The 14628-nt window shown below is 63.4% G+C and carries 14 protein-coding genes; 7 read left to right on the top strand and 7 right to left on the bottom strand.

Annotated features, from left to right (window positions below; all coding sequences use genetic code 11):
- Nucleotides 1-32: 32 nt before the first annotated feature.
- Entirely contained in the window at nucleotides 33-2108 is a 2076-nt protein-coding gene (locus ASD80_RS13700; RefSeq protein ID WP_056233767.1) for a hypothetical protein, read from the top strand.
- Between the two features lie 55 nt (nucleotides 2109-2163).
- Nucleotides 2164-3426 carry a CocE/NonD family hydrolase gene (locus ASD80_RS13695; RefSeq protein ID WP_244489008.1) on the top strand — a complete coding sequence of 421 codons (1263 nt, stop codon included), beginning with the start codon at nucleotides 2164-2166 and terminating at the stop codon, nucleotides 3424-3426.
- Nucleotides 3427-3820: 394 nt separating this feature from the next.
- On the opposite strand, the gene ASD80_RS13690 is transcribed toward ASD80_RS13695, so the two are convergent.
- Entirely contained in the window at nucleotides 3821-4087 is a 267-nt protein-coding gene (locus ASD80_RS13690) for a hypothetical protein (RefSeq protein WP_056233762.1), read from the bottom strand.
- A gap of 34 nt (nucleotides 4088-4121) precedes the next feature.
- A complete protein-coding gene (locus ASD80_RS13685; RefSeq protein WP_082555285.1) occupies nucleotides 4122-4793 on the bottom strand; it encodes a helix-turn-helix domain-containing protein in 672 nt (223 codons plus the stop codon).
- 116 nt (nucleotides 4794-4909) lie between these two features.
- Here ASD80_RS13685 and ASD80_RS13680 point away from each other — a divergent pair, with 116 nt between their 5' ends.
- Nucleotides 4910-5635 carry a response regulator gene (locus ASD80_RS13680; RefSeq protein ID WP_056233758.1) on the top strand — a complete coding sequence of 242 codons (726 nt, stop codon included), beginning with the start codon at nucleotides 4910-4912 and terminating at the stop codon, nucleotides 5633-5635.
- Here ASD80_RS13680 and ASD80_RS13675 read toward each other — a convergent pair.
- A complete protein-coding gene (locus ASD80_RS13675; RefSeq protein WP_056233756.1) occupies nucleotides 5610-7169 on the bottom strand; it encodes a PAS domain S-box protein in 1560 nt (519 codons plus the stop codon). The genes ASD80_RS13680 and ASD80_RS13675 overlap by 26 nt on opposite strands.
- Before the next feature lie 109 nt (nucleotides 7170-7278).
- Entirely contained in the window at nucleotides 7279-7725 is a 447-nt protein-coding gene (locus ASD80_RS13670) for a pseudoazurin (protein ID WP_056233754.1), read from the bottom strand.
- A gap of 222 nt (nucleotides 7726-7947) precedes the next feature.
- Here ASD80_RS13670 and nirK point away from each other — a divergent pair, with 222 nt between their 5' ends.
- From nirK to ASD80_RS13650, 4 genes are all read left to right on the top strand, one after another.
- A complete protein-coding gene (gene nirK, locus ASD80_RS13665; RefSeq protein ID WP_056233752.1) occupies nucleotides 7948-9078 on the top strand; it encodes a copper-containing nitrite reductase in 1131 nt (376 codons plus the stop codon).
- A gap of 65 nt (nucleotides 9079-9143) precedes the next feature.
- Nucleotides 9144-10034: an SUMF1/EgtB/PvdO family nonheme iron enzyme gene (locus ASD80_RS13660; protein WP_056233750.1), complete on the top strand. Its 891-nt coding sequence runs from the start codon at nucleotides 9144-9146 to the stop codon at nucleotides 10032-10034.
- Nucleotides 10035-10325: 291 nt separating this feature from the next.
- Complete coding sequence (locus ASD80_RS13655; RefSeq protein WP_320410359.1) at nucleotides 10326-11021, top strand: Crp/Fnr family transcriptional regulator; 696 nt, start codon at nucleotides 10326-10328, stop codon at nucleotides 11019-11021.
- A gap of 210 nt (nucleotides 11022-11231) precedes the next feature.
- Nucleotides 11232-12446, top strand: coding sequence for an NnrS family protein (locus ASD80_RS13650; RefSeq protein ID WP_056233746.1), 1215 nt, complete (start codon nucleotides 11232-11234; stop codon nucleotides 12444-12446).
- Here the strand turns inward: ASD80_RS13650 and ASD80_RS13645 are convergent, their stop codons facing one another.
- The 3 genes from ASD80_RS13645 to ASD80_RS13635 are packed head-to-tail and all read right to left on the bottom strand — an operon-like array spanning nucleotide 12447 to nucleotide 14616.
- Complete coding sequence (locus ASD80_RS13645; protein WP_156460453.1) at nucleotides 12447-12755, bottom strand: metal-sulfur cluster assembly factor; 309 nt, start codon at nucleotides 12753-12755, stop codon at nucleotides 12447-12449.
- Complete coding sequence (locus tag ASD80_RS13640) at nucleotides 12752-13261, bottom strand: DUF2249 domain-containing protein (RefSeq protein WP_056233742.1); 510 nt, start codon at nucleotides 13259-13261, stop codon at nucleotides 12752-12754. The genes ASD80_RS13645 and ASD80_RS13640 overlap by 4 nt, the downstream gene beginning before the upstream one ends.
- The gene (locus tag ASD80_RS13635) at nucleotides 13258-14616 is read right to left on the bottom strand and encodes a hypothetical protein (RefSeq protein WP_056233740.1); all 1359 of its coding nucleotides are present in this window, start codon (nucleotides 14614-14616) and stop codon (nucleotides 13258-13260) included. The genes ASD80_RS13640 and ASD80_RS13635 overlap by 4 nt, the downstream gene beginning before the upstream one ends.
- Nucleotides 14617-14628: the final 12 nt, after the last annotated feature.

Genomic DNA, 14628 nt, shown 5'->3' with positions numbered 1-14628 from the left:
ACACCGACTGCAGACGTGAGCCAGTACGCCAAATGACGCTCACCGGTGCGATCTCTGACTCGGAGCTATTTCGAAAAGTAAAAAAAGGCAAGGAGCTGCCGCATCCAACAGCGAACGCCTTTGACTCGCTGCTCTGGATGAGCGCCTACGCCGCACTCGAAAACCCAAACCCACGAGACAAGGAACTGTTGACTGCCGCACTCTATTTCGGGCGGGAGATTGGGCGTCTCCGCGAGAACATAGAAAAGTTCCTCGTAGAACCGTTCACCCGGGAATCCGGCACGCGACTCCTATGTGCGGTCGCCAATCAACAGTTTCTCGTACTGGAGCAGAAGGGGCGCAGCGCAAACCGGCGACAGGCACGTTCGGGTGCGCCCGGCCATAGCGAAGTCGTTGGGCAAACCCTCATTCGCAGCACCGGCGGTCAGAACCTCACCGCCGATGACCATGTGACGCAAATTGTCGACACGCTCCCGCATTGGCTTCATCATCTTTGGTCCATGCCAAGCGATCGGTCCGTGTCACCGCCAAAAGATCCTTTCGGGAATGCGATGGCCGGCCTGACACTTGCTTCCGTTGAGCGGGCGCTTCGCGACCTGTGGCATACTGTCCTTTGGGAAGGCAGAACGCTAACCCGTCAGGACGGCACATTGCTGCTCTCCCCGCGGGACCGCAAGCTCCCCGAGCAATGGCTAAAATGGCACCTCAGAGAGTATTCCCTGGTGACATGGGAAACCACCATGCACACGGCAGCGATGATGGTGGCGGGAAAGAAATCCATACCTGTCACGCCGGTTCTCGACCGGACTGTTCTGGCAATCCGGCGCCTGAACGGCAAGAAGCGGGAGTTCGTCATCGGCCGAACCAACGGAAAACACTCGGCACAGGCTCGCCATGTAAATGAACGCGACATGCTGGAACGCGTCTATACAGGTCTATTCCTTGACGACGTTCTTCCGAAAATCGAAGGCGCATCCCTAACGTGCAGGGATCTTTGCCGGGCATGGTGGATCATTTCCGATCTGGCCGGCGTGATGATGGAAGAGGTGCGCGGCCGCAAACTGGACGACCCCAAAGTTCTCGATGCAACGGCCTTCACGGTCACAGTCCAGGAATTGGAGCTGGTGCTGTCGACCGCGCTATCGACCACCCCGGACCACGCCAGAAAACTCATCGAGCTTTTTACGTGCGATCCGGAGAACACGACAACACTTTTCAAGGAGAGTGTCTGGTTCCGCCCGTTGCTGCCTGCGCAGCGAGATAGGCTCCACATTGTTATTGCGCCGCTATTGGTTGGGTCACCGATCAGGCGGATCGAGTGGTGGCTCGAGATGGGCGGCATCAGCGACCAGGGCAAGATCAACGGACGAGGCAAGCCTTTCGAGCGTCACGTACGGACGACGCTGGCGTCTGCCCTTTCCGGCAATCCGTTGATCAAGCAGCACCTCATCCATCCGCATGGGCTGAAACGTGTAGGCACATCCGAAGAGATCGACCTGCTGATCCGTATCGGTCGCACGATCATCGTGGGCGAAGTAAAATGCTTCCTGGCACCGGTGGAGCCGAACGATCACTACAACTATCTGAACGCCTTGGACGAAGCTGCGGGGCAGGCGCACAAGAAGCTGACGTGGACCAAATCAAATCTGCCGGCAGTGCTGAAGACGCTCGGCGTCTCCGATACGTCGGCTTCGGATTGGAACATCCTTCCGGTCGTGGTCCTGAATCAAGGAACCGGATTCGGGTTGGACATTGACGGCATCGCGGTAACGGACCTTCATTTCCTGGAATTGCTGCTTGGCAATTCCGAGTATCAAGGGGCAACCCGCTTCGAGTTTGGCCGCATGGTCGGCAGCCCCGTGCGGTTGTATGGCTCACAGCAGGAACTTGAGCGCAACATGGGAGCTATCCTCAAGGATCCCCCGCCACTTCGCCGATATGAGGGCCAAATCGGTTGGAACAAGGAACCCTTCCCCTCATCCGATGACCGGCCTTTCGTCATCGAGATGCCGCGACTCGTGGGGACACCAATCGATCAAACTGAGCTCAATGCGTTGATGGAATCCTTGCCACAAGCAAGCCATCTGGGCGTTCAACAATGCGCATGAAAGCCCTGTCGTACGCGATGATCCCCTGCTCGCCAAGGCGCTCGCGGCGGAGGATTTGCGCGCTTGGTTCAAGGCCATGCCGTGGTCGGAAGGACGTTCGCCGGTGCGCTGGGTTCCCGACTACGAGGCCTACCTGCTTGAGCAATGGCGGCATGGCACATTCGACGATTACTGGCGGCAGGTCGGGCTCTATGCGGCCGGCCACTACGACCGCTTTCCCGATATCCCGGTGGCCTTCCTGTCGAGCTGGTACGATTGCTATGTCAGCTGCACATTCGACAATTATGCGGGCCTCTCCAGGTTGGGCACCCGTCACCTCGACCTCATCATGGGACCTGGCCTGCATGGTAATCGCAACACCAGCTTTGCCGGGGATGTGTCATTTGGCCCGCAGGCCGCGATCGGCGGCAATATAACGCCCAGTTGGCTGGATTTTCGCCGCCACTGGTTCGACCGCTGGCTGAAGGGCATCCAGCCAGCTGAGTCCACGGAACCGCTCGTGCGGCTGTTTCTCATGGGCGGTGGCACCGGGCGACGGGACGAAAACGGTCGTCTGGACCATGGCGGCGCCTGGATCGAGAGTTCCCAATGGCCGCTTCCGCAGAGTGAAGAATGGCGCTTTTACTTGCATGCGGACGGTCGGCTTTCCCAGAGCCGCCCAACGAGTGCTGCCGCGCCGCTGGTCTATGACTTTGACCCGGACGATCCGGTTCCCACCATCGGCGGCGCCCTGACCAGCGGTCGGCCGGTCTTCGAAGGCGGCGGCTTCGACCAGCGAGAAGATGAACGTTTCTATGGCGTAAGCCGTATCGGGCTCCCCCTGTCCGCCAGGGCAGACGTGCTAAGCTTCGAGACCGAGGCGTTGGAGGCCGACATGGCGATCGTCGGTCCGGTGACCATGCGGCTGTTTGCCAGCACGGATGGGCCGGATACGGACTTCACCGCCAAGCTCATCGACGTCTATCCGCCCAGCGAGGACTATCCCACCGGATTTGCCCTGATCCTCACCGATGGCATCTTCCGCTGCCGCTACCGAAAGTCCTTTGAACAACCGGAGCCCTGCATGCCTGGCGAGGTCATGGAAATTACCATCGAACCATTCGCGACTGCCAACCTATTCAAGGCGGGTCACCGCATTCGGGTCGATATTTCGTCCAGCAATTTTCCTAAGTACGACGTCAATCCGAATACCGGTGCGCCCGAAGGTCTCGGTCGAACGCGGCGGGTCGCACGCAACGCGGTCTTCTGCGACAGCACTCGCCCCTCGTCACTGACGCTTCATGTGGTCCCGCCCGAGCGGCTCACTTACGTCTCATAGCGTTGGACAATTAGGTACAACAAAGTTCATCGTGTCGACTGCTCTGACATTTGTGCCAGTTGGCGGACGTCCGCAATCGAGTCGAGAGGCTAGGCAGAAACGCGCCCTCATTCCGGTCATTTCGGTACTTGTGGTCTGCCTCCGAAGCAGACAGGCATTACGGGAAGGCGACCATGTCCAACCTGGCAACTTCAGCGGGCCAAGGCGACTGCCGAATTGTCCGTATGCCGCCGAGCCTAAAGATACTAGTGATCTTACCCATCGTATAAGCATTGCCAGAAGGCTTGACTGAACGGCTGGACCCTTTCAGTCTTTGAGAGGCCAAGTGACGCCTTGACCTTCGATACTATTGCCGCGGTTTTTAACCGCCCGGGTTCGAGGGCCACACCTCTTATTATTTGATGCTGTCGGCCGCGTCGTCACGGGTGACGACGTCGTGCAGCTGCACGCTTTGAGCGTTGCTCTCAAGGAGGGTGCGGGCGACGAGTTGCTCTTCGTCCAGCGTTTGCAGATAAACCCGCAGGACGATGGTCCCGCGAGGATCGGCAGCAGCTTGGTCGGTGGAAGTCGGCAGGCGTTCGAAACGGGTGATGCCGAGCGCCGCAAGCCCTAGGACCACGCTTTCGGCATCGCCTTGCGTGGCAAAGACACCGATGGCCATTCGTCGACGAGTCCGGTCCATGGCATGATTCCATTTAGTGCATATTGCCTTCGCACTGCGCCAGGAGGCGCAGGCGATCCATGTCCCGCACCACGAAGCTCCCGCGATTGGGCAGGTCGATCACCCGCATGGCCTTGAGGCGCGTCATGTTGCGGCTGACCGTTTCGATGGTGAGGCCGAGATAGTCGGCGATATCGGCCCGGCACATGGGCAGCGGCAATTGCCGGCCTACCATCGGCCCGGCGCTCTTGCCGGCCATGGTCAGCAGGAAGCTGGCAATACGCTCGATGGCGGTCTTGCGGCAGAGCAGGATGGAGAGGTCCTGCATGTTGGCCACTTCCCCGCCGGCCACTTCGAGCAGCTTCTCGCCCAGTTCAGGCCGCTCGCGCATGGCGCGCAGCAGCGAGGCCTTGGGGATCATCCGCACGCGGGTCGAGGTCAGCGCGTCGCAATCGAAGCGATAGGTTTCGCCATGCCCGAAGCCGACAATGTCGCCGGCAAAGGCAAAGGCAACGATCTGGCGGCGCCCGTCGGGGAAAATCTTGTAGGCGCGGACGGCGCCGCTCAGGATTTCGTAGAAGCCAGTGGTCTCATCGCCTTCCCGGAACAGGGAATCATAGGCGGAGAGCAGCCGCACGCCCGTGCCGATGGCACCCATGGCGGGCGTTTGAGTCTGGACTGCCAATGCGATAGTGGAAAGCTGCATGATATCTACCCTGGACCCTCAACGTCCTGTCGTCGTTGTGGCCATATAGACACCGGTCTGTAAGCGCCGTGCGGGCGCTTCGTACTGAATTGTAACGCTTTGTAACGGGACGATTTATGCCGGAAGCGCAACATCACATTCTGGTCGTTGACGACGATGACCAGGTGCGGCGCATGCTGCGGCGCTGTTTCGAGGACGAGGGCTATCGCGTATCCGAGGCCGTGGACCAGGCCGGGGTAACCCTGGCGCTGGGCGATGGCATTGATCTCATCACGCTCGACCTCAATCTGGGCGGCACGGACGGGCTCACCATTGCCCGCGCGGTGCGGCAGAGCTGGGACCTGCCCATCATCATGATCACGGGCAAGGGCGACATGATCGACCGCATCGTGGGGCTCGAAATCGGCGCCGACGACTATATCGCCAAGCCCTTCCATCTGCGCGAAGTGCTGGCCCGCGTCCGCTCCGTGCTGCGCCGCGCCGGCTCGCGCAGCCAGCCGGCGGCCGCGCCCGCGGCATCAGGCGGCGCACAGATTCGTTTCGACGGTTTCGTGCTCGATCTCGACCGGCGCGAATTGAGCGGCCCGGCTGGGGACATCCGCATCACCAGCGGCGAATTCGACCTTCTGTCGCTCTTCGCGCGGCATCCGCATCGCGTGCTGAGCCGCGACCAGATCATGGACCTCCTCAAGGGGCATGACTGGGCGCCCAACGATCGCAGCATCGACAACCAGATCGCCCGGCTGCGCAAGCTGATCGAAACCGACGGCAACCAGCCGCGCCTGCTCAAGACCGTGCGCGGCGCCGGCTACAGCTTTACGCCGAAGACCCTTTCGCCTTGAGCGCATCGTCGATGGCCGACGCCAGGTCCGCCATGCGATAGGGCTTGCGCAGGATCTTGAGGTCCGCATCGGGCTTGACCTGGTTGCCCGCCAGTTCCTCGGCATAGCCCGAGGTGAGCAGCACCGGCATCTGCGGGTAAAGCGCGCGCACCTTCTGGCGCAGCTCGTAACCCGACATGCCACCCGGCATGACCACATCGGTAAACAGCAGGTCCACCGCCTTGCTCTTGAGCAGCTCCAGCGCCTCGGCGCCGCTGGCCGCGGCCAGCACAGTATAACCGAGCTGGGTGAGGCGGGTGACCGTGAGCTTGCGCACCCGCTCGTCATCCTCGACGGCCAGGATCACCTGCCCGCCGCCCGGCAGGGTGGCATCGGCATCGACTTCGCCCAGCCGCACCGGCTCGACGCGGTGGCGCGGCAGGTAGATGGTGACCGTTGTGCCCTTGCCCTCGACGCTCTCGATCGTGGCCTGCCCGCCCGACTGCTTGGCAAAGCCATAGATCATGGAGAGGCCGAGCCCGGTGCCACGGCCCTGCTCCTTGGTGGTGAAGAAGGGCTCGAAGGCCCGCTCGCGCACCGAAGCCGGCATGCCCGTGCCGGTATCGCTGACGGCCAGCCGCACGTAATCGCCCGGCGGCAGGCCATCGAGCCTTTCCGACATGTCCATGTCGATCGCGGCATTGCCGGTTTCGATCAGCAGCCGCCCGCCCTCGGGCATGGCATCGCGCGCATTGACCGCCAGGTTGACGATGGCGCTTTCCACCTGGGACGGATCGACCCGCGCCGACCACAGGTTCGGCGTCAGCGCATTGGAGAGATAGATGGTCGCCCCCAGAGTGCGATGCAGCATATCGGTGAGGCCGACGACGAAATTGTTGAGATTGACGCTTTCCGGCTCGAGATGCGAGCGCCGGGCAAAGGCCAGCAGCCGCGCCGTGAGCCGGGCGCCCAGGTCGGCGGCCTCCAGCGCCTCTGTGGTCAATTCGCGCTGCAGGGGCGTCGTCAGCTTGCCCTCGAGCATTTCGAGATTGCCGATGATGACGGTCAGCAGATTGTTGAAGTCATGCGCGATGCCGCCGGTGAGTTGGCCCATGGCCTCCATCTTCTGGGCCTGGCGCAGGGCCATTTCGGTCGCCTTGTGGGCCGAGAGGTCATGGATGATGCCGGTGAAATGCACCCGCCCGTCCATCTCGAACTCGCTCACCGCCAGGTGCATGGGAAAGAGCGTGCCGTCGCGCCGCCTTCCGGTCACCTCGCGGCCGATGCCGATGATCTTGCGCCGGCCCGTGGTGCGGTAATTGCGGATATAGCCGTCATGCTCGGAGTGATAGGGCTCGGGCATGAGGAAATGCACGTTGCGGCCGAGAAATTCGTGCTGCTCATAGCCGAACAGCCGCGCCGCGGCCGGATTGACCGTGGTGATGGTGCCCTGCCCATCGATGGTGATGATGGCATCGACCGCCGATTCCAGCATGGCCTGGAGCTTGCGGGCCTGGCCGAGCAGGGAGGAATTGAGTTCGTCTGGTTCTGCCACGATGCGCCCGCCGTTCTGGATCGATGCCGAATCTAGCGAGGCGCGGCGCCAGGCACAACAAAAAGCCCCGCAGGCGAACCTGCGGGGCCGGGGCGTGAGCGTTGAGTTCTCAGAGCCCCAATGCGGCGTAGATTTCCTCGAACCGTTCTTCGACCTTCTTGGGCACCTTCACTTCTTTGATGGCGTCCAGGTTGGCATTCTCGTCGCCGACGAAGATCAGCCCGACCATGCCCATGGCGAAATGCGGCGTGCACTTGACGCCATAGACGCCGGGGACATCGAACGTGACCGTGAAGGTCTCGTTGATCTTGCTCTTGAAGGTCTCGGCGCCCTCGGGGAGCATGTCCTTGATGGTCTCGACATTGTGCCCCTTGTCGGTGGGGATGAAGGTGACCGTATCGCCCGGCTGCACCTGCACATAGGCAGGCTCGAACACCATGGCGCCGGCAGCGCCCTTGTTGAGCATGTGGACTTCGTAATCGGCGGCGAAGGCGGGGGCCATGGCCAGGCCCGCGAAGGCGATGGCCGCGACGATGGGGGTGAGGGCGTTGCGCATGATTGGTACTCCTTCAATGCGGGTCCATTCGCGGGCCCGTTTCGGCTCTGCTCTATGCCTGGGGTGACGCCGCTTCTTTGATACGTGTCAAACTTGTTCGAATTTTCGGTGCGGCAAAAATCGATCAATTATTTGCTTCAGATCAAAGAAAATGGACGAACCCTGCAATATTCCTGATCATACGGGCAAAGAGAAGTTCTCGCCCAAGAACAGGATAATAAAATGGCAAATCGTCAGGGACTTTCGCGCCGCGCGTTGCTTGCTGGTGCCACAGCTATTGGTGCCGCAGTACAATTGTCGGCAATATTACCGGCTGCCGCACAGGAAGCCGCTGCCACGGCCGCTGCCGTCGACCTGAGCACGCTGGAACGCGTCAAGGTCGAGCTGGTTCCCCCGCCTTTCGTCCATGCCCATGAGCAGGTAGCGACCGGCGCGCCGAAGATCGTCGAGTTCACGCTGACGATCGAGGAAAAGCTGCATGAAGTGGACAATGACGGCACGACGCTGTGGGCCATGACCTTCAACGGTTCGGTGCCCGGCCCGCTGATGGTGGTGCATGAGGGCGATTATGTCGAGCTGACCCTGGTCAATCCCGACACCAACATGATGCAGCACAATATAGACTTCCACTCGGCAACCGGCGCCCTGGGCGGCGCGGGCCTGACCATCGTCAATCCGGGTGAAAAGGCGGTGTTGCGCTTCAAGGCCACCAAGGCCGGCGTCTTCGTCTATCACTGCGCCCCCGAGGGCATGGTGCCCTGGCACGTCACCGCCGGCATGAATGGCGCCATCATGGTGCTGCCGCGCGAAGGCCTGACCGATGGCAAGGGCAATGCCCTGCCCTATGACCGGGTCTATTATGTGGGCGAGCAGGACTTCTATGTCCCCAGGGATGCCGACGGCAATTACATCGCCTATGAGAGCATCGGCGACGGCTATGCCGATACGCTCGAAGTAATGCGCAAGCTGATCCCCAGCCACGTCGTGTTCAACGGCAAGGTGGGCGCTCTCACTGGCGACAATGCCATGACGGCAGCCGTTGGCGAACGCGTGCTGATCGTCCATTCGCAGGCCAACCGCGACACGCGGCCCCACCTGATCGGTGGCCATGGCGACTATGTCTGGCAGACGGGCAAATTCCACAACGCGCCCGATGTCGACCAGGAAACCTGGTTCATCCCCGGCGGTGCGGCGGGTGCGGCGCTCTACACGTTCCTGCAGCCGGGCGTCTACGCCTATGTCAACCACAACCTGATCGAGGCCTTCGAGCTGGGCGCTGCCGCCCACTTCAAGGTGACCGGCGAGTGGAATGACGACCTGATGACCAGCGTGCTGGCCCCCAGCCCGATCTGATCCGGGCTGACGACTGATGGCATGGCGCCAGGTGGCGCCATGCCCCTCCCCCGCGGAGACTGAAAATGACCGCCCTCGCCCATCCCATCGACAGATTGCGCAATTCGGTCGCCCTGCCGGCCATCCTGCTGGTGGCGGGCGCGCTGCTGATCGGCGCCCAGCTCGATCTGCCCGGCCTCATCCCGGCCCCTGATACCAATGGGCCCGAAACCGTGACGCTGGTCCCGGCCGACTTCACCTATCGCGCCGAGGGGCATTTCCTGCGCAACGGCAATCCCATCGATGCGCCCATGGTCACTGCCCGGCTCGATGCGCCGCTGGTCATCATGAAATACCAGGTCAGCGCCGCCGACTATGCCGCCTGCGTCGCCGACGGCGCCTGCGCCCCGGCCGAGCCGCGCAATATCGGCGTGGGCGATGTGCCGGTGACCGGCGTCAACTATGACGACGCCACGGCCTATGCGGCCTGGCTCTCGGCAAAGACCGGCCAGGACTGGGCCCTGCCGACCGACCGGCAATGGGCCTTCGCCGCCGGCAAGGGCTTTGCCGACGATGCGCTGGGGCTCGACGACGGCAATACCAACCCCGCCGAACGCTGGCTTGCCAACTACGAAAAGGAAGCCGCCCGCGAAAGCGATGCCGGCCGCCTGCCGCTGGCTCTGGGCAGCTTCGGCATCAACGAGAACGGCATTGCCGATATGGGCGGCAATGTGTGGGAGTGGACGCAGACCTGCCACCGCCGCGTGCATGTCGACGCCGACGGCGCCGTGCTGAGCGAAGTTCCCGCCTGCACTATCAAGGTGCTCGATGGCCAGCATCGCACGCCGATGAGCTTTTTCATCCGCGACGCCAAGAGCGGCGGCTGCTCGGTCGGCATCCCGCCGGACAATCTGGGCTTCCGCCTGGTGCGGCAGCAGACCTGGTACGAACCGCTGCTGGACTATTTCCGGGTTTGAACATCCCACCGGGCTTGGCTCTTCCCTTCTCCCCTCGTGGGAGAAGGTGCCCGAAGGGCGGATGAGGGGGCGCCGAGCCATCCCCTCGCATCGAAGCATGGGATGGCGCAGCACCCCTCACCCGGTTCTTCCGCTGAACGCGGAAGAACCACCCTCTCCCACAAGGGGAGAGGGGTAGAGCAAAGCCGACAGTGGACCACGGAGCACTCGGCTGACTGCGGCCGATTGCCGAATACCGGCGCCCCGGACTATCGTGTATGGCAAGGCCGTCAACACGATAGGACCCCGATCTTGGCAGCAATTGACCGCAGCCTCGTGCGCGCCTTGCCGATGTTCGAGAAGCTCAGTGACGCCGAACTCGATCGGATGCTCGCCCGCGCCACCTTGCGCCGCGTGCCGATTGGCGAGGCCGTGTTCGAGCAGGGGCAGAAGGCCACCCAGTTCTTCCTGCTGCTGCATGGCAGGCTCAAGGTGACCCAGGTCACCTCCGACGGCCAGCAGATCATCGTGCGCGTGGTTCATCCCGGCGACATTTTCGGCTTTGCCAAGGCGCTGATGCGCGACGACTATCCCGGCACACCCACCGCCGCGGCCGAAAGCCTCGTCCTGTGCTGGCCCACCGAAGTCTGGGGCCTCTTCGTCGAGCAGAATCCGCATCTGGCCGTCAATGCCATGCAGACGATCGGCCAGCGCCTGCAGGAGGCCCATACCCGCATCCGCGAAATGGCCACCGAGGAAGTCGAGCGCCGCGTGGCCCATGCCGTGCTGCGGCTGATCGACCAAGCCGGCCGCAAGGAAGGCGAGGGCATCCGCATCGACTTCCCCATCTCCCGGCAGGACATTGCCGAAATGACCGGCACCACGCTCCACACCGTTTCGCGCATCCTCAGCGCCTGGGAAGCCAAGGGGCTGGTGGAGGGCGGGCGGCAGAAGCTGCTGGTGCGCGATGCGGCGGGCCTCGCCACATTGGCCGAGGGCGAGAGCTGACTTCTGTGGCTCCCGCCACCGTCCGTGGGCACAATCGAGGCCCTGCGCTGATCGGACTTCCCTCCCCCTTGTGGGGAGGGAATGAGGGTGGGGGTGAGTCACGCATACCAGCCCTCGAGGAACCGCCAATCTGCTTGCGCCAGCGCAAAGACCCTGGCGTCGAACTGACATAAAGCGCCCGCTGAACCACCCTGTTCAGCCGGAGCCGCCATGAACGAGATTTCCCCCGCCGCCAAGCGCATCCCCGTGCCGCGCGGCATTGCCCGCAGCGGGCCGGTGATCTTTTCCTATGGCTTCCGGCCGTTCTTCCTCGCGGCCGGAATCTGGGCGATTGCCGCCATGGCGCTTTGGATCGGTGCACTCGCTGCCGGCTGGGAGATCGGCGGCAGCTATGGCGGGCCTTATTGGCACGCCCATGAAATGCTGTTCGGCTATAGTTCGGCCGCCCTGGCAGGGTTCCTGCTGACCGCCGTGCCCAACTGGACCGGCCGCCTGCCGGTTTCGGGCCCGCCGCTGATCGTGCTCTTTGCCGTCTGGTGCGCCGGGCGGCTGGTCCTGCTGGCACCAGATGTTCTGGGGCTTGTCCCGTCCATCCTGATCGATTCCGCCTTCCTGCCGCTGCTGCTGGCCACCTGCGCCCGCGAAATCATTGCCGGCCGCAAATGGAAGGACCTCAAGATTCTGGGCGGCATCCTCGCGCTGGCCATTGCCAATATCGGCTTCCACCTGCTCATCGCCTGGACCGGCGATACCGGCCTTGCCAATCGGCTGGGCGTGGGCGCCTTCGTCATGCTGGTGTCCATCATGGGCGGTCGCGTCGTGCCCAGCTTCACGCGCAACTGGCTGGTCAAGCGCCACGCCATCGACCTGCCCGTCCCCTACAACCGCTTCGACACCGTGGCCCTGCTGGTGGGACTGGCGGCCCTGACGCTCTGGGTCGCCCTGCCCGGCACCATCTGGACGGCTTTGGCCTGTCTTGTGGCCGGCCTCCTGCATCTGGTACGGCTATGGCGCTGGCGCGGCTGGCAGAGCTGGGACGAAAAACTCGTCCTTGTGCTGCATCTCGGCTATGCCTTCGTGCCGCTGGGATTCCTCGCCATCGCCGCTGCGCAACTGGGCTGGACCGAGCCGGTCGCCTCGCTCCATGTCTTCACGGTCGGCGCCATCGGCGTCATGACCCTGGCCATCATGAGCCGGGCCACGCGCGGCCATACCGGCCTGCCCCTGGCCGCCTCGCGCGTCACGGCATTGAGCTATACTGCGCTGATCCTGGCTGCGCTGCTGCGCCCGCTCGCCAGCGTCTGGCCGGACTATTATACCGAGCTGCTCTCGGCCACGGGCCTGTGCTGGATCGTCGCCTTTGCGCTCTATGTGGCTGAATATGGCCCGGTGCTGGTGCAGAAGCGCCGCGATCGGCCGGAATGACTAGCGCCCCCCCAGGAGGCCCGCGATCTCAGGCGCGATGAAGCTGGGCGACCAGGGCGGATCGTAGGTCAGCTCGACATCGGCGAACTCCACCCCAGGCACGGCCCAGGCCACATCCTGCACCGCCTGCTTGAGGTAGCCAGTGGCCGGGCAGCCGCGCGTCGTCGTGGTCATGCTGATGCGGACCACGCAGTCGTCGATCACTTCGATCTCGTAGATCAGGCCGAGATCGACGACATTCTGCCCCAGTTCGGGATCGATCACCGCCTTGAGCGCCTCGCGGATCTCATCGACCTTCTCCGCGCTCACTTCCGCCCTCCCGATCGGATCATCAGCCGATAGGCCGCCCCGGTCTCGTCGAAATCACCGGCCCAGGCATGGCCGCGCGACTTGAGTTCCGGGAACAGGAAGATCGGCTCGCGGCCCAAAAGCGCAAACAGCACCTCGCCCTCCGGCATGGTCTCGAGCTGGGCCAGGATGCGCACCATGGGCTCGGGCGGATCGAGCTCGGCGCAATCGAGGTAATGCGCCGGGTCTGGCCAGCTCTCGGGCGAATCCGGGCTGGATTCGACCACGGCCACCCGCTCGCCATCGACGGGCGTGAAGATCACCATCCACTCACCGTCTTCCAGAGGGCTCGCCTCGTTGGAAAAACCCTGGCTGGCCATGACATGGAACAGCGGCTCGGGCTTGAACGTGGCATAGAGCTTGAGGCGCTGGCCCTTGGCCAGCCGGTTCACTGCGCCCATGATGGCGCCGAACGGCTCCCGGCCATGACGCAGGATGGGGCGGACATCGAGTTCGAGATCGTTCATGGCAGTTTCCTCGCAATGGGTTGAGGCCAGAAGGGATGGGGCCGAGCAAAGCCGCGCCGCAGGTCGGCCGGCACATTGAGCAATTCGCGCGAGCGATAGAGGTGGCGGATGATCGCCAGCGTGGCGACGAGCTGCATGAAGGCGAAGAACCGGAAGGCCAGCGCCAGGTCCACCAGCAGGGTCAGCGTGCCCAACCCAACCGCGGCATAATAGACGCCGAACCACGGCGCCGCATGGCGCTCATCGACCAGGTCCTGCACGCGCGGCGTCTGCCTTTTGCCGAGCACCGACGCGAAGCATTCGAGCCAGGTGAGGAAGGCAACGATCTTGTAGAGTTTGGCTAGGCCCAGTCCGCCGAGCCAGCCGAAAGCGAAGAGATAGGTCAGCGCCCCGACATGAGCAGGCAAGCTGCCGGCAAACAGCAGGAAAACCAGCAGCAAGCCGGCAGCGAGCAGGGCGGCAAACGCCCCGATTGCCGCCACGGCATTGAGCTCGATATTGCGCCTCTTGCGCTGGCGGTAGAGCGCCAGCATGTCGCTGCCATAGACGCCCAGCGCGCAGAGCCCGGTCACCGCCGCCGCCAGCAGCATGCCCCCGACCCCGCCCCCCGCCGCCATGGCAAAGGGCGTTGCCGCGGCAATGAGCACCAGCGTCAGCGTGCCGATGATCAGGACGATACTGGTCGAGAAACGCTCGGTTTCCGGCGCCAGCATGAACATGGCGAGCAGCCGGTAGCTGACCCCCATGGCGGTGAAACTCATCCACCCGCCCAGCCCCAGCAGCGCATGCAGCGGCACCCCATTGAGCAATAATGACAAGGCTGCTTCGCCGCCCACCAGCCCGGACAGGATCAGCGCAAAACTCTCGCCGAACAGGGCCGTGGCGGCCAAGGCCGCCAGCCCCACCACGACGAAGCGGGCCGGCATGGCCAAGGGTCGCGCAGCCCAGAGGGTACGGCCCAGCGAGACAATGACGAGCCCGAAGCCGATGACGAGCAGGAGCCCGCCCAGCGGCATAACTTCAAGCGGAACCACAATAATTCCCGCCATGGCGGCAAAGCCGGACAACAAAACGCCAAGGCCGAGAAGGACGAAAGCCAGCGCCACGGGCGGCAGCTCTTCGCCCAGCAGCGGCCGCGCCACCAGCACGGGCACGAACTGGAACAGCGCCCCGCACAGCAACAGGCTCAGCCAGCCGATGGCGACCAGATGCACCAGGATCAGCGTTTCGGGCGCTTCGATCGCCGCGCCCGGATAGCCAAAGCCCATGACCATCAATGCTTCTGCCGCGACCAGGCAGGCCAGGGCGCAGGCGAAATAGGTGAGGGTCCAACGGGAAAGGCTTGCTCCGGGCATGGCGATCGTCCG

This window comes from Devosia sp. Root635 (assembly GCF_001427605.1).
In the GTDB taxonomy this organism is placed as follows: Bacteria; Pseudomonadota; Alphaproteobacteria; order Rhizobiales; family Devosiaceae; genus Devosia.
This window is presented reverse-complemented; position numbering and strand designations above follow the sequence as displayed.

Bases quoted from the DNA above. Each gene is read 5' to 3' on its own strand.
- ASD80_RS13700 (WP_056233767.1), top strand. From the start codon at position 33: ATGACGCTCACCGGTGCGATCTCTGACTCGGAGCTATTTCGAAAAGTA.
- ASD80_RS13690 (WP_056233762.1), bottom strand. From the start codon at position 4,087: ATGGCCATCGGTGTCTTTGCCACGCAAGGCGATGCCGAAAGCGTGGTC.
- ASD80_RS13685 (WP_082555285.1), bottom strand. From the start codon at position 4,793: ATGCAGCTTTCCACTATCGCATTGGCAGTCCAGACTCAAACGCCCGCC.
- ASD80_RS13680 (WP_056233758.1), top strand. From the start codon at position 4,910: ATGCCGGAAGCGCAACATCACATTCTGGTCGTTGACGACGATGACCAG.
- ASD80_RS13670 (WP_056233754.1), bottom strand. From the start codon at position 7,725: ATGCGCAACGCCCTCACCCCCATCGTCGCGGCCATCGCCTTCGCGGGC.
- nirK (WP_056233752.1), top strand. From the start codon at position 7,948: ATGGCAAATCGTCAGGGACTTTCGCGCCGCGCGTTGCTTGCTGGTGCC.
- ASD80_RS13660 (WP_056233750.1), top strand. From the start codon at position 9,144: ATGACCGCCCTCGCCCATCCCATCGACAGATTGCGCAATTCGGTCGCC.
- ASD80_RS13650 (WP_056233746.1), top strand. From the start codon at position 11,232: ATGAACGAGATTTCCCCCGCCGCCAAGCGCATCCCCGTGCCGCGCGGC.
- ASD80_RS13640 (WP_056233742.1), bottom strand. From the start codon at position 13,261: ATGAACGATCTCGAACTCGATGTCCGCCCCATCCTGCGTCATGGCCGG.
- ASD80_RS13635 (WP_056233740.1), bottom strand. From the start codon at position 14,616: ATGCCCGGAGCAAGCCTTTCCCGTTGGACCCTCACCTATTTCGCCTGC.